The organism is Salmonella sp. SA14318 (assembly GCF_029866905.1).
Lineage (GTDB): Bacteria > Pseudomonadota > Gammaproteobacteria > Enterobacterales > Enterobacteriaceae > Salmonella > Salmonella enterica.
In genome coordinates, this window is record NZ_CP123282.1 from 1106755 (window position 1) to 1123585 (window position 16831).

Below are 16831 nucleotides of genomic sequence, written 5' to 3' on the forward strand. Positions count from 1 at the left end.
AGTTAGTGCGCGCCGCCACCGCCGCCGCCCGCACCGAAGGGCGGTTTGGCGAACCACACCAGGCCGAGCAGCACCAGGAAGATCCCCGCCGACATCCAGAAGATTTCGTTGGCGGAAATAATCAGCCCCTGATTCGTGATTTGCTGGGCTATCCAGCCTGACGCCTGTTGGTGCGTCATCCCTAAGCCTTCCAGTTTATCGTACATAGCCTGAGCGTTTGGATTATACGCCGTAATCGACTCCGTGAGCTGAGCATGGTGTAGCGACTCACGATCGGTCCACATAGTGGTGGTAATCGAGGTGCCGATGGAACCTGCCAGCGTTCGCGTGAAGTTCGACAGGCTTGATGCCGCTGCCAGCCGTTCTGGCGGTAACCCGGAGAGCGTAATGGTGGTCAGCGGCATAAAGAAGCAGGCGACGGCAAATCCCTGAATAAACTGCGGCCATGCGGAAGCGCCGAAATCCATACCCGGTTCGAACGTCCAGGCGCGCCAGTAAAAACAGACGGCGTACATAATGAAGCTGAACGTGACCAGCCTGCGCATATCCAGTTTATGCGCGAAGCGTCCGATAATCGGCGACAAAATTACCGGAATAATGCCGACTGGCGCCGACGCCAGACCTGCCCACGTTGCGGTATAGCCGTACACCTCTTGCAAAAGCTGCGGCAGTAGAACAATGGCGCCGAAATAGAGCATATAGGCAAGGCTGATGCACAAGCAGCCAATCGTGAAGTTACGCGATTTAAAAAGAGAAAGATCGACGATAGGGTGATCGTCGGTCAGTTCCCAGACGATCAGGAAACTGATGGCGATGACGGCGACCACGGTCAGGATGATAATTTCCTGCGAGGAGAACCAGTCCAGCTCTTTACCGCGATCGAGCATAATTTGCAGGCTGCCGATGCCAATCACCAGTAACGCCAGCCCGACGGCGTCAATACGTCGCCGTTCGGTATGCGTTTCACGTCCGCGCAGCGTGTGTAACGTCATCAGGACGACGGCGATGCCAATCGGCACGTTGATGAAGAAAATCCATCCCCAGTGGTAATTATCACTGATATAGCCCCCCAGAATCGGGCCGCAAATCGGCGCGACAATGACGGTCATTGACCAGAGCGCCAGCGCAATGGAGCGCTTTGCAGGCGGATAGTTATTCAGCAACAGGCTTTGCGAGAGCGGAATCAGCGGCCCGGCGACCACGCCCTGCACCACGCGGAAGAAGATCAGCATGTTCAGGCTGCTGGATACGCCACAGGCCCAGGAGGCCGCGGCAAAGGCGACCGTCGACCACATGAACAGTTTGACTTCGCCAAAACGTTTCGCCAGCCAGCCGGTTAAGGGAATCGAGATAGCGTTCGCCACCCCGAAAGAGGTGATAACCCATGTCCCCTGGCTTAGGGAAGAACCCAGGTTCCCGGCGATGGTCGGAATCGCCACGTTGGCAATGGTGGAGTCCAGCACCTGCATGAATGTCGCCAGCGACAGCGCGATCGTCATGATGACGAGCTGCGCGCCCTCCAGCGGTTTTTGCTGTTGCATCACACGCACCTCAGGATTAACCCGCGTTAGCCTGTACGATGTCGTCGATCAGTTTATTGACCGGCGCGAGATTAATTTCGCGTGCGTTACTTTCGGCAACCGGCGTCGTTCGTACCTGGCTGGCCAGTACCTGACCGTCGCGATTAGCGGTATCCACGGTGACCAGCGTCGATAAACCAATACGCAGCGGATGTTGTTCTAACTGGCGGGCGTCCAGTTCGACGCGTACCGGCAGACGTTGAACCACTTTAATCCAGTTACCCGTCGCATTTTGCGCGGGCAGCAGGGAGAAGGCGCTGCCTGTTCCCATATCCAGACCGACGACTTTACCGGTGTATTTTACGTCGTCGCCATAAATATCAGTAATCACCGTCACTGGCTGCCCAATGCGCATATTCGCTAATTGGGTCTCTTTAAAGTTAGCGTCCACCCACAGATCGGTTGCAGGCACCACGGCCATCAGCGGCGTGGTGGGGCTGATTTGCGCGCCAGGCTGGACGGCGCGGCGGGAGACATAACCAGTCATTGGGCTGACGATGCGGGTACGCTCCAGCGCCAGCCAGGCGTTACGCACTTCGGTCGCCGCTTGTTGAACCGCGGGCTGATCTTCCAGTTTACTGTTGAGTATCATTGCCTGGTTGGCATTGTACTGTTGAATGGCGACATCCAGCCGTGCCTGCGCGCTGGCGACGGCATCGCGGGCGTGTTGCAGCTCTTCCCGGCCAATAAGATTGGCATTACCCAGCGGCACACGACGGTTAAGGTCGCTTTGCGCTTGCGCCAGGGCGGTTTTTTGCACGTCGATATTCGCCTGCAACTGCTTGCTGTTAATCATCAACTGGTGCGTCTGGCGCACGCTGGAGGCCAGCGCCGTTTTGGCTCTTTCAAACGCTTGTTTGGCGTCAGTCTGATCGAGCGTGACCAGAACATCGCCCTCTTTTACAAAGTCGGTGTTATCAGCCCAGACTTTCGTCACGCTGCCTGACACCTGCGCCATGATTTGAACCTGGTTCCCTGCCACGTAAGCATCATCTGTCTCTTCAATATGACGCAATACTAAAAACCAATAAATTCCATATGCCACGGCAATAATAACAAAGAGCAAGGTAAGAAGTAGCAGCGCTGTTTTACGTTTGCCTTTCTTCTTAGCCGGTTGCTGCGGGGTTTGGATCTCCGCATTTGCGCTCATGTTGTTCTCCACGATCTTATTATTCACATCGGCTGAGCCGACCTGTTGTCAGAAAGGCCAGCAGTAATGCGTGCCGGCCTGTCCGCTTTCCTGTTATTAATCTGGATTTTTGAGCGGGTCGGCGCTTTAGCGCAGCGCCTCAAGAACAGTGCCTTCCTGCTCCATTTGATCAAGACGCGTCAGGAGTTTACGAGTGATGTGCTCAAGTTGATCTTTTTCGGCAGTGCTAAGTGATGACCAGAGTTGATGCAGACAATGATGCTGAGGCGGAAGCACTTCTTGCAAAAATGCCTGACCTTTCTCCGTTAATTGCAGATGCAGGCAACGGCGGTCGTTATCGCTCTCACGACGCTCAATCCAGCCGCGTTTTTCCAGCTCATCTGCAATGCGTGTCGCATTGGTGCGAGATGAACCCAGCGCGCAGCTTAATTCAGACGGCTGAATACTGTGGTTTTCCTGAGACTCCAGCGTAATCAACGCCATAAACAACGTCTCGTTAATCCCTTGAGCCTTCAGCATCTTATTGCGGTTTTCCAGGAGCTTGCCTTGCATGTGCATACAAAGACGAGTCAAAAGAATTTCCTGATAAGGAAAGTCTTCGTGACGGCTGGCGCGAAATTTTAGCATTTGTTCAATGGGCGTAAACGAACTATCCATTTGGGCATGACCTCATTAATTTCAGCCGATATAGTAACGACAGTGACAAATAAAGTAAATGTATTATTAATACAAAATCATTCTTTCAGGCTATAAAGCAACCAATGATACGCAGACTGAGACGCCAGCGGGAACATTGGGCCCGGTAAAGCGCCGCCTGCGGCAAATCCAGGAATGACGAGAAAAGCGTGAGTGCCTGCATGAAAAAATCAGGAGAGAACGATAAGCGGGAGGGGCGAAAGCCGGGTAAACGGCCTTACAACCCGATGCAAAAGCCACCGGAATATCACGGATAGCTATCGGTGAACGACCTTCGAATCCTTGAACGGGCGCTATTGGCCTGGGAGCAGATGGGGATGCAGGGCTTTCCATAGAATTATATTATTCTTCACCGGTATAAAAATAACCATGATAAATGAATAGCATAACCTTAACAGACTGGGGAGCTCCTTAACACCCTAAGGAGCTTAAACAAAGGTAAACGCTCACTATCCGCTTAATTTACGGCTTCCTGTCGGTGAAAACCTCGCCACCAGACCAGTAAATTAAGTAAGGCTACCGTGACACCCGCCAGACAAACGCCGGCCCAGCCGGCATGTTGCCAGGCGGAGGCGGAAATCAGCGACCCCGCGGCGCCACCGATAAAGTAGCTGGTCATATAGCCGGCGGTGAGCCGGTTACGCGCATCCGGATGCAAACGATAGATGACCGTCTGATTGGTGATATGTACCCCCTGAACGGTGAGGTCCAGTACCAGAATGCCAATAATCAGCGCCAGTACCGAGGTGTGCCCAAGCCAGATAGCCAGCCAGGAGAGTAACAGCAGCAGTAAGCCGAACGTGGTGGTGAGGTGAGATTTACCTTTATCGGCAAATCCGCCAGCCGGACGCGCGCCTAAAGCGCCGGCGGCCCCCGCCAGGCCAAACAGGCCAATCATCCCCTCGGAATAGCTAAACGGCGGCGCGGCGAGCAAAAAGGCCATTGACGTCCAGAGGATGCTGAAATTAGCAAAGGTCAGACAGCCCAGCAGCGCGCGGGTACGCAGCAGCTTATCGTGAATAAACAGGCTGAATACAGAACCCAACAGCTGCGGGTAGTTAAGATGGGTGTCGGATTTGAGCTTTGGCAGTCCGCGCCACAACGCGACGGCCATCAGCGCCATCAGCGCCGACGCTACCCAAAATACGGTGCGCCAACCGCCGAGGTTTGCCAGCAGTCCGGCGACCGTTCGCGCCAGCAGGATCCCCAGCAACAGGCCGCTCATAATGGTGCCGACCACTTTACCGCGGGTGGCGGGCGTCGCAAGCGTGGCGGCCAGCGGAACCAGAATCTGCGCCACCACGGAGAACAGTCCGGTTAAGGCCGTTCCGAGTATCATCATGCTAAGCGACTGACTGCTGGCGGTGATCAGCATTCCGCCAGCCGCCAGCAACGTCATGGAGACAATCAGCGTTCGGCGTTCAAACATGTCGCCGAGCGGCACCAGAAACAACAGGCCAGCGGCATAGCCCAACTGCGCGGCGGTAACGATAAACCCTGCGGAGCTGGCGGAAAGCGAAAAGTGATGCGCGATGGTATCAAGCAGCGGCTGGGCATAGTAGTTGCTGGCGACCGCCAGACCTGTGGCCACAGACATTAAAACGATCAGCGCCGGGCTAAGCTCATGAGTGGGTTTCGTCATTATGGTAATCGTGATTCAGATAATTATTTCCTGGGAAAACAATCATAGCGGATGTTGATGAATAAAGGGGAACAGTGACGTGATGAATCGTGCGCTTTGAGGAGAGATTGCGTTGGCCGGATAGCAGCGCATGAACTGCGCCTTATCCGGCATAAAAAACGATCTTATTTCTGCGCGGCCAGCGCTTCTTTCACCCAGCCGTCAAACTGCTGCTGGTGGGCGTTGATCCAGCCGTCCACGTGGCCCTGAACATCGGCTTCAGACGATTTACCGGCATGCATCATGGCGTTCTGCGCGTTGATATCCGCCAGCGGCAGCTTCATGATGGCGAACAGTTTCGCCGCCGCCGGGTTTTTCTCCGCCCATGCCTTATTGGCGACAATATGCATGGTATTAACCGGGAACCCATAGTTCGCGCCGTTCGGCAGTTTAGTATCAATATTTTTCTGTTCGCCCGGCAGAGAGGAGAACGGCACCTGTAGCCAGACGACATCTTTACCCGGCTTCATTACGTCGCTCACCCAGTACGGGGTCCAGGTGTAATACAGCACCGGCTTGCCTTCTTTAAAACGGGTAATGGTATCAGCCATCATCGCCGCATAGTTACCGTGGCTGACCTCAACGGTTTTTTGCAGATCAAACGCTTTATTCTGGTGATTGATCACGGCTTCGCAGCCCCAGCCCGGCGAGCAGCCCATCATGTCCGCTTTTCCGTCGCCATTGGTATCGAAGATTTTGGCGATTTTCGGATCTTTTAGCTGAGCGATATTGGTGATGTTGTACTGCTCGGCGGTTTTTTTATCGATCAGATAGCCCTGCGCAGCGCCGGAGACGAAGACGCCCTCGCGGTAAAACTTTTTGTCTCCGCCTGCTGCGGCATACATATCATCATGCAGCGGCTGCCAGTTCACGGCGGTAAACGTCGCATCGCCAGAGGCGATGGAGGTATAGCCTACGTTGTAATCGACTTCACTCGGCTTATTTACGGTATAACCCAACTTTTCCAGCGCCCGGCTGACCAGTAACGTCTGGAAGGACTCTTCAGAAATAGTGCTTTGGATAGGTTGAACGGTAATGCCTTTGCCAGGCAGGTCGGCAGCGAAAGCGCTGGCGGTGACAAGGGTGGCAAACGCTGAGGCAAATATCACAGTATGTCGCATCGTTGTTCCTTTAATTATGGTAGGGAGTTGTAAGCCCGGTAAGCGTAGCGTCACCGGGCGTCAGGAGAGTTACTTAACGAAAGGGCGGGTGATTAGCCCAACAGGACCGGTGGTATACCAGCGACGGTTACCACGGCTACGCGAGTCGCGCCCGACGGCCTGCGTCAGACGGTCCAGAATGATGGCGAGAATCACAATGCCGACGCCGCCGACGGTTGCCAGCCCCATATCAAGACGACCAATGCCGCGTAGTACCATCTGGCCAAGCCCACCGACCGCAATCATCGAGGCGATGACGACCATTGAGAGAGCCAGCATCAGCGTCTGATTAACGCCTGCCATAATGGTGGGCATCGCCAGCGGTAGCTGCACTTTGAACAACATTTGGCGCGGGCTGGCGCCGAACGAGCGCGACGCTTCAATTAAGTCGGCAGGCACCTGGTTAATGCCCAGGATCGTCAGGCGTATAATCGGCGGTAGAGCAAAAATAATCGTCACCACCACGCCCGGCACGTTACCGATGCCGAATAACATGACAATCGGCACCAGATAGACAAACGCGGGCGTGGTCTGCATCGCATCCAGCAGCGGACGAACTATTTTGGCCGCACGCGGGCTGCGCGCCAGCCAGATTCCCATCGGTAATCCGATCACGACGCAGAACAACAGGGCGGTCAACACCAGCGCCAGGGTAATCATCGCCTGCGACCAGGCACCGATCGCGCCGATCGCGATCAGCGATATCAGCGTTGCGATCCCCATGCCCACGCCGGAAACCTGCCAGGCAATCAGCGCAAAGAGAATAATCGCCACAGGGGCGGGCATTCCCAGCAGCAGTTGCTGAAAGCCGTTAAGGATGTAATCCACCGGCACACGAATCCCCTGAAAAAGGGGACGGAAATGGGTGACGACCCAGTCGATTCCCTCTGTGACCCAGCTATCCAGCGGGATTAGCGTCTTATGGAACGGGTCCAGAAGAGAAAAGTGTTCAGGGGCTGGCGCGGGCGCGCTGTTCAACCAGTCGGTACTGCCGCCGTCCGTGGCTACGCCTGCCGGTGTTCCCCAGGCATCAGCCGTTTGCGTCGTAGTATCGGCCACCTGTGCGGTATCCCACGGATTCGTTTGATCAGCCATTGTTACCCCCCTCGCGATCTAAAGCCTGTAGCAACATACGTTTTGAAATAATGCCAACATACTGGTGTTCTTCATCGACAACCGGCACCGCGCAGGGCGCCTGACCGACGTGAGAGAGCAACTCGCTGAGTGGGGTTTGCGCATCAACGACTAAAGGGTCGTCGATAAGCGCCGCTTCAATCCCTTGCGCCTGGCTTAATGCCGCTTTTAATGAGTCGATGGACACGACGCCCACGAATTTATTGCCACGCTCAATGACGTAACCATATTCACGGTCTTCGTCCTGTAATAATTTCAGTGCCGAACGGGGACCAAAACCTGGCGTTTTACGAATTAATCCGACCGGACTGCGACGGGCAATATCTTTGGCGCTAAAGACCTGACTAATATCCACGCCACGGAAGAACGTGCGGACATAATCATTTGCCGGATTATTCAGGATCTCATCCGGCGTACCAACCTGTACGACCTCGCCATTTTGCATAATGGCAATCCTGTCGCCAATACGCATAGCCTCATCAAGATCGTGGGAAATAAAGACAATGGTGCGCTGATGTTTCGCCTGTAATTTCACCAGCTCATCCTGCATCTCGGTACGAATTAATGGATCGAGGGCGGAAAACGCTTCATCCATTAATAAGATATCAGGGTTGATTGCCAGCGCGCGGGCAAGCCCAACACGCTGACGCATCCCACCGGAAAGTTCATCCGGATAGGCGTGAGCGTAATTTTCAAGCCCCACCTGACGCAAGGCGTCCAGCGCTTTTTCGCGACGCTCTTGCGCCGCGATGCCCGCTAATTCCATACCGAATGCCGTATTATCCAGCACGGTCATATGCGGCATGAGCGCAAATGACTGGAAGACCATCGCAATCTTTTTCCTGCGCACCTCGCGAAGCTCAGCGTCTGATATTTTGGCAATATCAACGCCGTCGATCAGTACCTGTCCGCGGGTGGGTTCAATCAGGCGATTGAGAAGGCGTACCATTGTGGATTTACCCGAACCGGATAATCCCATGATGACAAATATCTCGCCTTCTTCAATGGCCAGACTGGCGTCTTTAACGCCAAGCGATAGCCCCGTTTTTTCCAGTATTTGCTCTTTCGATAGTCCCTTTTCAATATATTTGAAGGCACGCTGTGGATGCTCTCCAAATATTTTATACAGATTCTTCACTTCTAATTTAATTGCCATGCAATAGAATGATTCCTGTTATTTACTTATGTCGATATGTTACCTGATAGAAATAGTTACCTTTTTCTACCCTAACATACTCAGAATCTGAGACAACCCTGAATTTGCTTCTGGCATGAATATTGCGAGGTGCTATCGGCTGTGATTTCCCATGATATAAGGGCTGAACGCGAATGGGGAGGGAGAGATATTTTTTGAGACAACCAGCAAAAATCCACCTGAATTGGAGGAATCCAGGTGAATAATGTCACTCGTATTGAGTGTAGGACATGTTGTAATATTTGCGCGATTTAACCCGGTATTGCTTGAAATAAAGGCATGGAAAATGTAACGTTATTTCCCATGCCCGCAAGGTTAAAAATTCCAGTCTTCGTCTTCGGTTTCGACTGTTTTCCCCATCACATAAGATGAACCTGAGCCGGAAAAGAAATCATGGTTTTCGTCGGCATTCGGCGAGAGCGCGGCAAGGATTGCGGGATTCACGTCTGCCATCTCCGGCGGAAATAACGCCTCATAACCCAGGTTCATTAAGGCTTTATTGGCGTTGTAGCACAAGAAGGCTTTGACGTCGTTAACCCAGCCGGTTTCCGCATATAACGCTTCTGTGTAGCGGATTTCGTTGTCGTACAGTTCCATCAATAAATCCAGCGCGAAAAGCTTTAACTCTTCACGCTCGATTGCCGATAGTTTTTGTAGCGCTATCTGATACTTATAGCCAATATAATAACCGTGAACCGCTTCATCGCGAATGATTAAACGAATCAGGTCGGCAGTGTTCGTGAGCTTACCGCGGCTGGAGAAATACATTGGCAGCCAGAAGCCGGAATAGAACAGAAAAGACTCTAAAAAGACGCTGGCAATTTTTTTCTTTAGCGGTTCATCGCTGACGTAATGAGCCAAAATAATCTGCGCCTTACGCTGAAGCGGCGGGTTTTCTTCGCTCCAGGCGTAGGCGGCATCAACCTCTTTCGTCTGGCACAGCGTGGAAAAAATAGAACTGTAAGAGCGGGCGTGTACCGCTTCCATAAAGCTGATGTTCGACAGCACTGCCTCTTCATGCGGCGTGATGGCATCTGCCATTAACGACGGCGCGCCAGCGATGTTCTGGATAGTGTCGAGCAGCGTAAGACCCGTAAACACGCGAATAGTGAGCTGCTGTTCGGCGGCGCTCAGCGTCTGCCAGGCCGGAATATCATTCGATAACGGCACTTTTTCCGGCAGCCAGAAGTTACTGGTCAGCCGGTTCCACACCTCCAGATCTTTGTCGTCCTGGATCTTGTTCCAGTTGATGGCGCTAATACGAGATAATTTCATATGGCTTTCCTTATAGCGCGCAGGATACGCAGCCTTCAATTTCAGTACCTTCCAGCGCCAACTGGCGAAGCCGGATGTAATACAGTGACTTAATACCTTTTCGCCAGGCATAGATCTGCGCCTTGTTGATATCGCGGGTCGTGGCGGTATCGGGGAAAAACAAGGTGAGCGACAGCCCTTGATCGACGTGGCGCGTGGCCTCGGCATAGGTATCAATAATTTTTTCCGGACCGATATCGTAAGCATCCTGATACATGTCCAGATTTTCATTGGTCATAAACGGCGCGGGGTAATACACACGCCCGGTTTTGCCCTCTTTGCGAATCTCAATTTTGGCCACAATCGGATGAATGCTGGAGGTCGCATGATTAATGTAAGAAATCGAACCGGTCGGCGGCACCGCCTGCAAATTTTGGTTATAGATGCCATAGCGCATCACATCGTCGCGCAGCTTTAGCCACATTTCTCGTGTGGGCAACGTAATGCCGCTACGGGCAAATAGCGTCCTGACTTTCGCCGTTTTCGGTTGCCAGTCGTCCTGTAAATACTGCGTAAAATAGTCGCCGCTGGCATAGCGCGACTGCGCAAATCCGGCGAAGGTTTTGCCGCGTTCGCGGGCCAGCCGCATTGAAGTGTGCACGGCATGCCAGGTAATGGTGTAAAAATAGAAATTGGTGAAATCCAACGCCTCCGGCGAACCGTAGGCAATGCCTTCTCTCGCCAGATAGCCATGCAGATTCATCTGGCCCAGACCGATGGCATGAGAGGCGGCATTACCGGCGGCTATTGAGGGTACGCTGCGTATATGGCTCATGTCCGACACCGCCGTCAGGCCGCGAATAGCGGTTTCTACGGTACGACCAATGTCCGGTGAATCCATGACGTGAGCGATATTCAGCGAGCCGAGATTGCAGGAAATGTCATGCCCGATGTGGGTATAGTCAAGGTTATCGTCGTAACGGGAGGCGCTATTGACCTGTAAAATTTCTGAGCACAGGTTGCTCATATTAATGCGACCAGCAATGGGATTCGCGCGGTTTACCGTATCTTCAAACATGATGTAGGGATACCCGGATTCGAACTGAATCTCCGCCAGTGTTTGAAAAAAGTCACGGGCGTTAATATAGGTTTTACGCACGTGCGGATCGGCAATTAATTCATCGTACCGTTCGCTAATGGCGATATCGCCAAACGGTTTGCCGTAGCGTCGTTGTACGTCATAGGGCGAAAAGAGCGCCATTTTCGCGTTTTCTTTCGCCAGCCGGAAGGTGATATCCGGGATCACCACGCCGAGAGAGAGCGTTTTGATCCGGATTTTTTCGTCGGCATTTTCCCGTTTGGTATCCAGAAAACGCAGAATATCCGGATGGTGCGCATGGAGATAAACCGCGCCGGCCCCCTGGCGCGCGCCAAGCTGGTTGGCATACGAAAACGCGTCTTCCAGCATTTTCATCACCGGGATCACGCCGGAAGACTGATTCTCAATGCGTTTGATCGGCGCGCCCGCCTCGCGCAGATTGGAGAGTAAAAACGCGACGCCGCCGCCGCGTTTGGAGAGTTGTAGCGCCGAATTCACCGCCCGCCCGATCGACTCCATATTGTCTTCGATACGGAGCAGGAAGCAGGAGACCAGTTCCCCACGCTGCTGTTTGCCGCAATTTAAAAAAGTCGGGGTAGCGGGCTGAAAGCGACCAGAAAGCATTTCATCGGTCAGTTGGGTGGCCAGCGTTTCGTCACCCTGCGCCAGCGTCAACGCCACCATTGTCACCCGATCTTCAAAGTGTTCCAGATAACGTTTGCCGTCGAAGGTTTTCAGCGTGTAACTGGTATAGAACTTCCAGGCGCCAAGAAACGTCTGGAAGCGAAAGCCGCTGGCATGGGCGTGCTCGAACAGGCGAAGGACGAAGGCGCGGTCGTAACGCGCGAGGACGGCGTCATCGTAATACCCTTCCCGAACCAGCGTCTCCAGACGTTCATGCTGGCTGGCAAACGTCACGGAATGCGGGCGGACGTGGGCGGCAAAGAAGGCGTCGATCGCCTGCTGGTCCTTGTCGAACTGAATATGGCCTGCTTTATCATAAAGATTCAGCATCGCGTTCAGGGCGTGGTAATCCATGGTTTCCTGCATTACGCGCTCCGGGGTAGTTGTTGCCAAAATTCATTTACTCCTTTTCGGACGTTATCGATGTCGCGTTGTGTGCCCATGAGCTCAAAGCGGTACAGCCAGGGTACGCCGCATTTTTGTGCTATCACATCGCCAGCGCATCCCCAGGCATCGCCGAAATTGCGGTTACCGGAGGCAATGACGCCGCGAATGCGCGCCCGGTTGTGTTCATCATTTAAAAAGCGGATCACCTGTCGCGGCACCGCACCGGCCATCCCGCCGCCGCCGTATGACGGCACAACCAGAATGTACGGTTCGTCTACCTGAATTCGCTCCCGTTCATTGAGCGGAATACGCGTGGCAGGCAGCCCCAGACGCTGCATAAAACGGTGCGTATTTTCAGAGCTGCTGGAGAAGTAGACGAGCGCGCTCATGCGTTTGCCGCGTGGGGTGTCGGGTGCAGACGGTTAATCATGTCCGGGCGGAAGCCAGACCAGCTCAAATCGCCCGCCATCACCACCGGTAATTGACGAAATCCTTGCGCCCGGAGCGTATCCGCTGCATCCGGCACCAGATCGACGTTCACCATCTCAAATTCAAATCCACGGCTTTCCATCGCCCGCTTTGTGGCGTGGCACTGAACACAGTTATTGCGAGTGTAAATAGTAATGCTCATGATTCGTATTTCCATTTAAAATGAGAAAACGGCGCGATGAAACGCGTCGGATTGTCGGGTGTTGATACAGGAAATACTAGATGTAGTTGAATTAAGATTCAACCATACAAGATATGGGAATTTTCGATTGATTTTAACGCCGCTGATGAACGCAGCGGGGTAGGGGCGGCATGGCTAATTTTTGCCGGATGGCGGCGTGAACGCCCGCTCCGGCCTGCAGGTTGACGCATAACAGAGTTGGCTGACATCAGCGCCATCCGGCAACAATGCGTCACATTCGCATACCGATCGCCAGACGGTTAAAGCAGTTCATTAAACCGATGGCGAAGGTCAGATCGCTGATTTCACGCGCGCTGAAATGATCGAGCAGCGGCAGGTAAACATTATCTTCGGCGTGGGTTTCAGCAATGTGCGTCACCGATTCCGCCCAGGCTAACGCCGCGCACTCTTGCTCGCTGAAATGGTGGCTTACCCGCCATCCTGCCAGCGCATCTAATTTAGCTTGATTTACGCCAGCCTTACGCAGCGCTTTACTGTGCATCTCCAGGCAAAATGCACAGCCATTTATTTGCGAAACACGCAGGTAAATCAGCTCCATCAGAGTGAGGTCAAGCGTGCTCTTTTCCAGCGCGTTTTTCGCCTGCACCAGAGCGCTATAAACCTCCGGGCTCAGTTCATAATAGGGTTGGCGTAACGTTGTCATCATGTTTCTCCTCGTGTTGATGACGAGCACTGTAGCACTATAATGGTCTGTAAAAGAGGGCCATATTTTTACAGAAAAAGCAGACCATATGCCGCGCTATCAGCACATCGCTCGTCAGTTAAAAACGGCCATTGAGCAAGGAGAACTCGCGCCCGGAACGCGTTTGCCTTCCAGTCGGACGTGGGCGCAGGAACTTGGCGTTTCTCGCGCCACGGTGGAAAATGCCTATGGCGAGCTGGTGGCGCAGGGCTGGCTGGAGCGACGTGGCCAGGCAGGCACGTTTGTGAGCAACGCTCTACGGTTTGAGACGGCGCCGCCGATACCTGCTGTTTTTGCCGGAGAAAGTCCGGAACCGAAACCCTTTCAGATGGGGTTACCGGCGCTGGATCTCTTTCCACGCGAGAAGTGGGCGCGAGTGATGGGACGTCGGTTGCGCACGCAGACGCGCTTCGATCTGGCATTAGGCGACGTCTGCGGCGAGGTGATTTTGCGCCAAGCGATAGTCGATTACCTGCGGGTTTCGCGTAGCATTGAATGCCTGCCGGAACAGGTATTTATTACCTCCGGATATGCGGATTCTATGCGGCTAATCCTGCGTACATTGTCTGTGCCGGGAGACAGCATGTGGGTGGAAGATCCCGGCTTTCCGTTAATTCGCCCGGTGATAACGCAGGAGGGGATTACGCTGGCGCCGATTCCGGTCGATGCCGATGGGCTGAATGTCGCGGCGGGGATGCGGGATTGCCCGCAGGGACGCTTTGCATTGGTGACGCCCGCCCATCAAAGTCCGTTGGGGGTGGCGCTGTCGTTAACTCGCCGACGGCAACTTCTGGCATGGGCGGCGAATGTGCAGGCCTGGATTATTGAAGATGACTACGACAGCGAATTTCGTTATCACGGTAAACCGCTTCCGCCGCTCAAGAGTCTGGATGCCCCGCAGCGAGTGATTTACGCCGGAACGTTCAGTAAGTCGCTCTTTCCGGCATTACGTACCGCCTGGCTGGTGGTGCCGATAAAGCAGATTGAGCATTTCCGCCAGCAGGCGTCGCTGATGCCCTGTAGCGTACCGTTGTTATGGCAGCACACGCTGGCTGATTTTATCCGTGATGGCCATTTCTGGCGGCATCTGAAAAAGATGCGTCAACATTATGCTCAGCGACGGTTATGGATTGAAGAGGCGCTGGCAGAACAGGGATTTGTCGTGACATTACAGAAAGGCGGTATTCAATTGGTTATTGAGGTTGAAGACGATGATAAAGCGCAGGTAGCAAAAGCGAATCAGGCCGGACTGGCGGTACAGGCGCTAAGCCGTTGGCGAGTGGTTTCGTCAGGAAAGGGGGGCATTTTACTGTCGTTTACCAATATTACTTCCGCTGGCATGGCGAAACAGGTCGCATGGCAGCTTCGACAGGCGATACAGTAACCGTTTCGCCGAATGGCGCGACCTGGGCCTGCGGCAATGATGCAGGCCCAATAAAGTATGTCGCCATCCGGCAGCGCACGTCGTTAGCGACGCAGGCTAAGCAGCGCCCCGATAAAAATCCCTACCGCTGCGGCGGTTCCTACGCTGCACCAGGGTTTTTCACGCACAAACGTATCCGCGCACCCCATCGCATCACAGGCGGCTTGTTTTACGCGAGTACGACCCTGCATCCGCGCCCGGGTCTCTTTCAGCAACGCCTGTGCTTTACGTCGCGCAGCCTCGGCTTCGTCTTTCGCATCGCTTCCCCAGGATTTAAGGACATCTTCCAGACTGTCGGCTAATCGATTGACATCATTCTGAATATCCTGAACACCATCATCGACGTCGTTTCGGTTCGGTTTGTTAAGCATATGATCCTCCATTGATTTCGATGTAGCTTTCAGTGTAGTTCATATTTTTACCTGCTGAGGCTTGTTACGGCGATATCATGCGTTTCTGGACTTTTCTGAAAGCGTTGATAACGCGCTATCGGGTAAGGTAAGCCCGCAGTAAAAGAGAATGAGGATAAAATATGTATTTACGACCTGACGAGGTGGCGCGGGTACTGGAAAAGGCAGGGTTTACCGTCGATGTGGTGACGAATAAGACGTATGGTTATCGACGCGGCGAGAATTATGTTTATGTTAACCGCGAGGCGCGTATGGGGCGTACCGCGCTGATCATTCACCCCAGATTAAAAGACCGTAGCTCATCACTGGCTGACCCGGCTTCGGATATTAAAACCTGCGATCATTACCAAAATTTTCCGCTCTATTTAGGCGGCGAGACCCACGAACATTACGGTATTCCCCACGGCTTTAGCTCCCGAATAGCGTTAGAACGTTATCTGAACGGGCTTTTTGGCGACGAAAAAAGCGACTAAAAGCGCGACTGGCAATGCCAGTCGCGACGCTAACTTACGCCTTAGCCTGATGATAGCTGCTCACTTTAAACAGGCGGCGACAATAATCCAGGAAGTAGCCATAAACCGCGCCCATTAACATTGAAACAACAATGTTTGAACTCACGGCGGCCACTATCTGATGCCAGCCGGCACCGACGGTCAGCAAGATGATAATATAAACGGGTGACTGAAAGGTGACATAAGCCAATACATCCGCCAGGTTTTTGACCCATCCCGCCGGGCTTGCCTTACGCGCGACGCGCATAATCAGATCGCGGTAAACGCCGTATGGCCATGCAATCAAAATGTTGACAGGTATCGCCACCAGCCTGGAAGAAAGCGACTGCTCAAAGCTCATTCCGGAGAGGAATATCTCGATCAACATGTTCACAACAGAACAGTAAACAACCATCGCAAACGTGTCTGCTACGGCATGACGCAAGCGTGACTGTGGAGAGAACATGTTAATGCTCCTTGTAGCGTATCAATCAGAATGAGGTGATGGTTGGTAGTGAAATCATAAAGCACTTTTGTCTTTGCATAGAGTATATCCCTATATAATAACTATCAACTAGTGCAATATTTTTATTTATAGACTTTTTGTCGATAAAATACTCTGTGGTTGTGTGTTTTTTGCTCGCGGCGAGATTTTCGTTGTTGTTAGTTATTAATTACTTTTAAATCAATGCATTATAATGCATTGTTTTTCTGGCGATTTTCAGCCACATTCCAAATGTTGTCAGATGCGATGTATTCTCGGCTAACGGCACGCGCTCTACTTTTCTCAGCATAATTATAGCTATTGCAGGCTGATTTTTAGCATAAAGCTCTGATGATGATTTTTGAATGGTTAATCTCTTATTGTGCTGAAATATTCACTTCTGTATAAGGTCAGCCACCGTGAGGGTCACCGTGGTTACTGAGATACGCAATACGCTATATACGCTATGGATTTCGAGTTGCTTAAAGGCGGCAAGGGAGTGAGTCCCCAGGAGTATAGATAACGATGTGACTGTGGGGAGCGACAAATCTGCCGGGAGCAGATTTGAACGTCGCGTGCGACGACCCGTCAGGGCGAGGCCCATGGATGAGCCGGGTAATCCGTAGCCAA

General features: G+C 53.1%; 16 protein-coding genes. 2 read left to right on the top strand and 14 right to left on the bottom strand.

All coding sequences use genetic code 11. From position 1 onward, the window contains the following. Positions 1-2: 2 nt before the first annotated feature. The 12 genes from emrB to QEN32_RS05380 all read right to left on the bottom strand — a co-directional run bounded on the left by emrB (position 3) and on the right by QEN32_RS05380 (position 13354). Complete coding sequence (gene emrB / locus QEN32_RS05325) at positions 3-1541, bottom strand: multidrug efflux MFS transporter permease subunit EmrB (RefSeq protein WP_001187297.1); 1539 nt, start codon at positions 1539-1541, stop codon at positions 3-5. 16 nt (positions 1542-1557) lie between these two features. Next, positions 1558-2730 (bottom strand): multidrug efflux MFS transporter periplasmic adaptor subunit EmrA, encoded by a 1173-nt coding sequence (emrA, locus tag QEN32_RS05330; RefSeq protein WP_197397782.1) that lies wholly within the window; start codon positions 2728-2730, stop codon positions 1558-1560. A 126-nt stretch (positions 2731-2856) separates the two neighbouring features. Further along, complete coding sequence (mprA, locus tag QEN32_RS05335) at positions 2857-3387, bottom strand: transcriptional repressor MprA (protein ID WP_000378431.1); 531 nt, start codon at positions 3385-3387, stop codon at positions 2857-2859. Between the two features lie 496 nt (positions 3388-3883). Further along, positions 3884-5068, bottom strand: coding sequence for an MFS transporter (locus tag QEN32_RS05340; protein ID WP_000165758.1), 1185 nt, complete (start codon positions 5066-5068; stop codon positions 3884-3886). A gap of 164 nt (positions 5069-5232) precedes the next feature. Next, the gene (proX, locus tag QEN32_RS05345) at positions 5233-6228 is read right to left on the bottom strand and encodes a glycine betaine/L-proline ABC transporter substrate-binding protein ProX (protein WP_001216613.1); all 996 of its coding nucleotides are present in this window, start codon (positions 6226-6228) and stop codon (positions 5233-5235) included. A gap of 69 nt (positions 6229-6297) precedes the next feature. Then, the gene (gene proW / locus QEN32_RS05350) at positions 6298-7362 is read right to left on the bottom strand and encodes a glycine betaine/L-proline ABC transporter permease ProW (protein ID WP_000775021.1); all 1065 of its coding nucleotides are present in this window, start codon (positions 7360-7362) and stop codon (positions 6298-6300) included. Continuing rightward, positions 7355-8557, bottom strand: a complete 1203-nt coding sequence (gene proV / locus QEN32_RS05355) for a glycine betaine/L-proline ABC transporter ATP-binding protein ProV (RefSeq protein ID WP_000985529.1) — start codon at positions 8555-8557, stop codon at positions 7355-7357. The genes proW and proV overlap by 8 nt, the downstream gene beginning before the upstream one ends. Before the next feature lie 354 nt (positions 8558-8911). Then, the gene (gene nrdF / locus QEN32_RS05360; protein ID WP_000777903.1) at positions 8912-9871 is read right to left on the bottom strand and encodes a class 1b ribonucleoside-diphosphate reductase subunit beta; all 960 of its coding nucleotides are present in this window, start codon (positions 9869-9871) and stop codon (positions 8912-8914) included. A 10-nt stretch (positions 9872-9881) separates the two neighbouring features. Next, on the bottom strand, positions 9882-12026 hold the full coding sequence (gene nrdE / locus QEN32_RS05365; protein WP_061383879.1) for a class 1b ribonucleoside-diphosphate reductase subunit alpha: 2145 nt from the start codon (positions 12024-12026) through the stop codon (positions 9882-9884). After that, positions 11999-12409 carry a class Ib ribonucleoside-diphosphate reductase assembly flavoprotein NrdI gene (gene nrdI / locus QEN32_RS05370; RefSeq protein WP_001275401.1) on the bottom strand — a complete coding sequence of 137 codons (411 nt, stop codon included), beginning with the start codon at positions 12407-12409 and terminating at the stop codon, positions 11999-12001. The genes nrdE and nrdI overlap by 28 nt, the downstream gene beginning before the upstream one ends. Next, positions 12406-12651: a glutaredoxin-like protein NrdH gene (nrdH, locus tag QEN32_RS05375; protein ID WP_000028870.1), complete on the bottom strand. Its 246-nt coding sequence runs from the start codon at positions 12649-12651 to the stop codon at positions 12406-12408. The genes nrdI and nrdH overlap by 4 nt, the downstream gene beginning before the upstream one ends. A 271-nt stretch (positions 12652-12922) precedes the next feature. Then, a complete protein-coding gene (locus QEN32_RS05380; protein ID WP_000209807.1) occupies positions 12923-13354 on the bottom strand; it encodes a carboxymuconolactone decarboxylase family protein in 432 nt (143 codons plus the stop codon). An 88-nt stretch (positions 13355-13442) separates the two neighbouring features. Here QEN32_RS05380 and QEN32_RS05385 point away from each other — a divergent pair, with 88 nt between their 5' ends. After that, positions 13443-14777, top strand: a complete 1335-nt coding sequence (locus QEN32_RS05385) for a PLP-dependent aminotransferase family protein (protein ID WP_265321979.1) — start codon at positions 13443-13445, stop codon at positions 14775-14777. A gap of 83 nt (positions 14778-14860) precedes the next feature. Here the strand turns inward: QEN32_RS05385 and QEN32_RS05390 are convergent, their stop codons facing one another. Continuing rightward, positions 14861-15187: a DUF883 domain-containing protein gene (locus QEN32_RS05390; protein ID WP_001519557.1), complete on the bottom strand. Its 327-nt coding sequence runs from the start codon at positions 15185-15187 to the stop codon at positions 14861-14863. Positions 15188-15348: 161 nt separating this feature from the next. On the opposite strand from QEN32_RS05390, the gene QEN32_RS05395 reads away from it, so the two are divergent. Then, positions 15349-15699 (top strand): DUF2002 family protein, encoded by a 351-nt coding sequence (locus QEN32_RS05395; protein ID WP_000281304.1) that lies wholly within the window; start codon positions 15349-15351, stop codon positions 15697-15699. A 34-nt stretch (positions 15700-15733) separates the two neighbouring features. Here the strand turns inward: QEN32_RS05395 and alaE are convergent, their stop codons facing one another. After that, a complete protein-coding gene (gene alaE / locus QEN32_RS05400; RefSeq protein ID WP_000492671.1) occupies positions 15734-16183 on the bottom strand; it encodes an L-alanine exporter AlaE in 450 nt (149 codons plus the stop codon). Between the last annotated feature and the right edge of the window lie 648 nt (positions 16184-16831).

What these genes read in the sequence shown, in the direction of transcription:
- QEN32_RS05390 (WP_001519557.1), bottom strand. Translation starts at nt 15,187, where the DNA reads ATGCTTAACAAACCGAACCGAAACGACGTCGATGATGGTGTTCAGGAT.
- QEN32_RS05380 (WP_000209807.1), bottom strand. Translation starts at nt 13,354, where the DNA reads ATGACAACGTTACGCCAACCCTATTATGAACTGAGCCCGGAGGTTTAT.
- mprA (WP_000378431.1), bottom strand. Translation starts at nt 3,387, where the DNA reads ATGGATAGTTCGTTTACGCCCATTGAACAAATGCTAAAATTTCGCGCC.
- proV (WP_000985529.1), bottom strand. Translation starts at nt 8,557, where the DNA reads ATGGCAATTAAATTAGAAGTGAAGAATCTGTATAAAATATTTGGAGAG.
- QEN32_RS05385 (WP_265321979.1), top strand. Translation starts at nt 13,443, where the DNA reads ATGCCGCGCTATCAGCACATCGCTCGTCAGTTAAAAACGGCCATTGAG.
- QEN32_RS05395 (WP_000281304.1), top strand. Translation starts at nt 15,349, where the DNA reads ATGTATTTACGACCTGACGAGGTGGCGCGGGTACTGGAAAAGGCAGGG.
- emrB (WP_001187297.1), bottom strand. Translation starts at nt 1,541, where the DNA reads ATGCAACAGCAAAAACCGCTGGAGGGCGCGCAGCTCGTCATCATGACG.
- nrdF (WP_000777903.1), bottom strand. Translation starts at nt 9,871, where the DNA reads ATGAAATTATCTCGTATTAGCGCCATCAACTGGAACAAGATCCAGGAC.
- alaE (WP_000492671.1), bottom strand. Translation starts at nt 16,183, where the DNA reads ATGTTCTCTCCACAGTCACGCTTGCGTCATGCCGTAGCAGACACGTTT.
- proX (WP_001216613.1), bottom strand. Translation starts at nt 6,228, where the DNA reads ATGCGACATACTGTGATATTTGCCTCAGCGTTTGCCACCCTTGTCACC.
- emrA (WP_197397782.1), bottom strand. Translation starts at nt 2,730, where the DNA reads ATGAGCGCAAATGCGGAGATCCAAACCCCGCAGCAACCGGCTAAGAAG.
- nrdI (WP_001275401.1), bottom strand. Translation starts at nt 12,409, where the DNA reads ATGAGCGCGCTCGTCTACTTCTCCAGCAGCTCTGAAAATACGCACCGT.
- proW (WP_000775021.1), bottom strand. Translation starts at nt 7,362, where the DNA reads ATGGCTGATCAAACGAATCCGTGGGATACCGCACAGGTGGCCGATACT.
- QEN32_RS05340 (WP_000165758.1), bottom strand. Translation starts at nt 5,068, where the DNA reads ATGACGAAACCCACTCATGAGCTTAGCCCGGCGCTGATCGTTTTAATG.
- nrdH (WP_000028870.1), bottom strand. Translation starts at nt 12,651, where the DNA reads ATGAGCATTACTATTTACACTCGCAATAACTGTGTTCAGTGCCACGCC.